This window comes from Armatimonadota bacterium, assembly GCA_031459715.1.
Lineage (GTDB): Bacteria > Sysuimicrobiota > Sysuimicrobiia > Sysuimicrobiales > Humicultoraceae > Humicultor > Humicultor tengchongensis.
In genome coordinates this window covers 1-3,723 of sequence record JAVKIA010000068.1, presented here as the reverse complement: position 1 = coordinate 3,723, position 3,723 = coordinate 1, and the positions used below count along the sequence as shown (strand labels likewise).

Below are 3,723 nucleotides of genomic sequence, written 5' to 3'. Positions count from 1 at the left end.
GCCAGATGGTCAGGGGCTCAACCCGCTGCTGCGGAACCCCTGGATGGCCGCGCACCCGCCGATGCTGTATCTGGGCTTCGTCGGCATGAGCGTCCCCTTTGCGCTGGTGGTAGCGGCCATGGTGACCGGCCGGCTCGACGACACATGGATCGTGCTCTCACGGCGATGGGTGATCGTGGCCTGGATGTTCCTGACCCTGGGCCTGCTGTTCGGCGCCAAGTGGTCGTACGTGGTGCTGGGCTGGGGCGGGTACTGGGCCTGGGATCCGGTGGAGAACGCGGCATTCATGCCCTGGCTGACGGCGACCGCGTGGATCCATTCGATCCAGATCCAGGAGCGCAGGGGGATGCTGCTGACCTGGAACGTGGCGCTGGTGCTCATCACGTTCGGGCTGACCATCTTCGGGACGTTCCTGGTGCGCAGCGGGGTGCTGTCCTCCATTCACGCCTTCGCGCAGTCGCCGATCGGGTACTTCTTCCTGGCGTTCCTGGCCCTGCTGCTGGTGGGGTCGTTCGCCCTGCTGGCCTGGCGGTGGGACCTGCTCCGCAGCCGGGGCGCGGTGGAGTCCGTGGTCAGCCGCGAGACGGCCTTCCTGGCCAACAACCTGCTGTTCGTGGCCGCCACCGTGGTGGTGTTTGTCGGCACCATCTTCCCGGCAATCACCGAGGCGTTCCGCGGCGTGAAGATCAACGTCGGCCCCCCGTATTTCAACACCGTGATGATCCCGATCGCGGTGGGGATCCTGTTGCTGATGGGCGTGGGGCCCCTGCTGCCGTGGCGCAGGGCTACGCCGGAGCAGCTCGCTCGGAATTTCGCGTTCCCGGCGGCTGCTGGTCTCCTGCTGGCGGTGGTGCTCGCCGTGGGTGGCGTCCGCTCGCCCGGGGCGCTGCTGGTCTTCGCCGCCTCCGCCTTCGTGCTGGCCACCATCGTGCTGGAGGCTGCACGCGGGACCAGGCTTCGTGTCCGGCGGGGCGAAGGTCCCGCCGTCGCCCTGGTCCGGCTCGTGGCGAGGAACCGGCGGCGCTACGGCGGTTACACGGTGCACTTTGGCATCCTGGTGATGCTCGTGGGTATCGCAGGGAGCAGCGCGTTCGCGACCCAGTCTGCGGCCTGGCTGCGCTCCGGCGAGCGGTTCGCCGTGGGCCGCTACACCATGGAGTTCGGCGGCCTGTCGGCCGCAGAGCAGCCCGGGATCGACATCACCCAGGCCACGGTACGCGTCTGGGCCGGCGGGCGGTTTGCGGGGACGTTCACTCCCCAGCGGCTGTTCTACCGCACGCAGGAGCAGCCGATGCACCATGTGGCAATCCGGTCTTCGCCGCGTGAAGATCTCTACATCATCCTCTCGGAGTGGGACACCGACGGCCGCGCGCAGATCCGCGTGCTGGTGCACCCGTTGGTTTCATGGCTGTGGGTCGGGGGACTCATTATCGTGCTGGGCGTGGTCCTCGCCGTGCTGCCCGAGACGTGGAGGCGAGTGGCGCCGGCACCGGTCTCCCCGCGCTCTGCCCCGCCGCTGTCCACGGAGGGGGTCCCCGGCGCGCCGTGATCGAAGTGGTCTTCTTCCTGGTCGTCGCGTCCGCCGCGGCGTACCTGCTGGCGCCGGCGTTTCGGCGGACCACGGTGCCCTCCCCGGACCCTCACGATGCGCTGGACGCCGCGCAGGGGGCCCTGCTACGCTCGCTCCACGACCTCGAGCTCGATTGGGGCACCGGCAAGCTCTCCGACGAGGACTACCGCGCCCAGCGCGCGGTGCTGGAGGGCGAGCTGGCGGCGATTGTCCGGAAGATGCCACCGCCGCCGGGCCTATGAGAGGCGTGGCACTGCTCCTGGCGGCCGTGGGCCTGTTCGCGGGTTCCGCTGCGGCGGCACCGCCGGCGGGAAGCGCCGTTCGGGGTGTCGTGCGCAACATCACCGCGGGTGCGGTGGTCGCGCGGGCGCCGGTCCAGCTCGTCTTCATCGGCACCGCGGGGCCGGAGCCCGTCGCGCTCGCCCGCACCGATGCCGCCGGGCGATTCGGCTTCAGCGGTCTGGCCGATGGCCGCTACCTGATCACCGTCCAGCATCAAGGTGTCTCGTACGCAACCCACGCGGTGGTGAGCGGCGGGCCGGTCGAGGTCACCGTCTTGGTCTACGATGCCTCCCCGCAGGTTCCGCTGCGCATGGCACTGCTCGGCGTGGCGGTGGAGGTGTGGCGCGGCTACCTGCGCGTCTCCGAGGTCGTCCACCTCCAGAACGCGACGACCCGGACGTTTCTCGGTGACGTGGCCTTCCCGCTGCCCAGAGGCGCGCGCTACATCACCTTCGGTGACGGGTTTCACCGCCCGCGCGCCGACGGCGGCGCCATCACCGATCGGTTGATCGTGAGGCCTGGCGCCCATCAGGTGGCGTACGCATACGCTGTGGGCGGATCGGGCGAAGTGTCCCTCGACCGCCGCCTGGCGATGGCCGCCGACCGCATCGAGATCTTCGTTCGAGCGCCCGGGGAGGCCCGCGGGCCGGCACTCCAGCTCCTGCCATCGGTCACCAGCGAGGGGCAGGTCTACGCTCGCGCAACAGCCCGGGCGGTACCGCCGGGTGACTTGCGCCTCAGCATTACGGGCGTGCCGTCGGCGCGGCTGTGGCTGGCCCCGGTGGCCGCCGGGACGCTGGCCGCCCTCCTGATCGTGGGCCTGATGCTGGCGATCGCCAGGATGTCGTCCGAGGCCTGATGCTGGGGGAGGAGTTGGTTGTCAGGCGAAGAACTCAACGGGGAATTGCGATGCCCCTGTTGCTGCCACAGTCGCGCCGCACGCTCGTCATCCTGCTGTTGCTCGCGACGGTCGCCGGCGGTTGCCAGCCAACCGTGGGGACCGGCACCGCTGCGACCGCGGGTGCCGGCCTGGTCGAGGCGCCGCCTGCGCTCCCCCTGGCGCCCACCAATCCCCGGCCGTCGGCTGCGCGCGGCCGGGGGGTCTACGAGCGGGTGTGCTGGCCGTGTCACGGCAACGAAGGGTTCGGTGATGGGCCGGCCGCCGCAGGCTTGGTCGCGCCGCACAAGAACCCCATGACCGACTTCTTCGGGATGTTCGGCCTGAAGCTGCGGGGCGAAGACCTGCCGTCCCGCCCCGCCAACTTCCACAACCTGGTACAGCAGCGTCTGAATGCCCCGTTCGCCCTGTTCGAGACCATCAAGCTGGGCCGGCCGCACACGGCGATGCCGGCGTTTGGCCCGAGGCCAGCGTACGGCGCCAACCGCGGCTTTCCCACGCTGACCGACGCGCAGATCTGGGACACCCTGTTCTACGTCAAGACGTTCTCGGCCACGCCGGCTTCTGTGGCGCTGGGCCGCGACATCTACCAGAACCGCGCCCTTGGGATCGGCGGCGGGCGAACCGCGACCTGTGCCGCCTGTCACGGCGCGGCCGGGGACGGCCGGGGTGGCGCGCTGAGCGCGGAGATGGCGGCACGCCTGTGGGGGTGGGGTCGTGGGGAGGGTCCCGGGATCTTCACGGACGTGAACCTGATGCTGCAGCGGAAGCCCTCGGAGCTCTACCAGCGCATCTGGACCGGCCGCGGGCTCATGCCCGGCTATCAGGGTCAGTTGCGGGAGGATGAGGTGTGGGCGCTGGTGGACTACATTTGGACGTTTCTCTACGACTACGCACCGGCCCGCGGGCACTAGCAGGTGGAGGCGCATGGCACAGGATCCAGGGATTAGCCGCCGCCGCTTCCTGAGACTGG

4 protein-coding genes are annotated in these 3,723 nt (G+C 70.1%); all 4 read left to right on the top strand.

The genetic code is table 11. The features are described 5' to 3' along the window. Nucleotides 1-1,549 (top strand): cytochrome c-type biogenesis CcmF C-terminal domain-containing protein (locus QN152_13715; protein MDR7540559.1); only part of this gene is annotated, 1,549 nt, incomplete at its 5' end. Continuing rightward, nucleotides 1,546-1,812 carry a hypothetical protein gene (locus QN152_13710; GenBank protein MDR7540558.1) on the top strand — a complete coding sequence of 89 codons (267 nt, stop codon included), beginning with the start codon at nt 1,546-1,548 and terminating at the stop codon, nt 1,810-1,812. The genes QN152_13715 and QN152_13710, both read left to right, overlap by 4 nt. Beyond that, a complete protein-coding gene (locus QN152_13705) occupies nt 1,809-2,711 on the top strand; it encodes a carboxypeptidase-like regulatory domain-containing protein (GenBank protein ID MDR7540557.1) in 903 nt (300 codons plus the stop codon). The genes QN152_13710 and QN152_13705 overlap by 4 nt, the downstream gene beginning before the upstream one ends. Before the next feature lie 50 nt (nt 2,712-2,761). Next, nucleotides 2,762-3,664: a c-type cytochrome gene (locus tag QN152_13700; GenBank protein ID MDR7540556.1), complete on the top strand. Its 903-nt coding sequence runs from the start codon at nt 2,762-2,764 to the stop codon at nt 3,662-3,664. Nucleotides 3,665-3,723 lie beyond the last annotated feature (59 nt).